At 72.6% G+C, this 585-nt stretch carries 1 pseudogene; it reads right to left on the bottom strand.

The features are described from left to right. Positions 1-443: pseudogene (locus tag MKL20_RS01010) on the bottom strand (hypothetical protein); the annotation flags it as partial. Between the last annotated feature and the right edge of the window lie 142 nt (positions 444-585).

The raw sequence follows: 585 nt of genomic DNA, 5'->3' as shown, positions 1-585 counted from the left end.
AGCCCGACCACGTCGCCGATCCGGCCGACGGCGCTGCTCAGCTCCTGCACCAGACTCGCAGTCTGCCCGGCCTCGGCGGCCGCGCCGAGGGCGACCTTGGCCGAGCCGTCGACCTGCCGGCCGATCCCCTGGACCGTCGATCCGAGTTCTTCCGCGGCCGGCCCGCCCGTGTTGACGGTTCGGCGGGCCTGCTCGATGGTCTCGTGCGGGCCCCGCAGGTGGGTCTGGCCGGCGCTGGAGGAACTCAGCCCGACCATGTCGCCGTTCCGGCCGACGGCGTTGCTCAGCTCCTGCACCAGACTCGCAGTCTGCCCGGCCTCGGCGGCCGCGCCGAGGGCGAGCTTGGCCGAGCCGTCGACCTGCCGGCCGATCTCCTGGACCGACGAGCCGAGTTCCTCGGCCGCGCTCGCCACGGTGTTGACGTTGGAGGCGGCCTCCTCGGCCCTGCGCTACAGTGGCGACACCGGCCCCTGTAGTCGCGCCCGCACCTGAGCAACGGCTTCAGGCTCGGGGATCTCCAGCAAGGCGGCGATGGCCTCGTGACAGGCCACCCAGCGTCTCGATGTCCGTAGCAGTCCAAGCCCA

This window comes from Methylobacterium sp. E-066, from assembly GCF_022829635.1.
Taxonomy (GTDB): domain Bacteria; phylum Pseudomonadota; class Alphaproteobacteria; order Rhizobiales; family Beijerinckiaceae; genus Methylobacterium.
The sequence above is the reverse complement of the archived record's forward strand: the minus strand, read 5'-3'. Positions and strand labels throughout refer to the sequence as shown.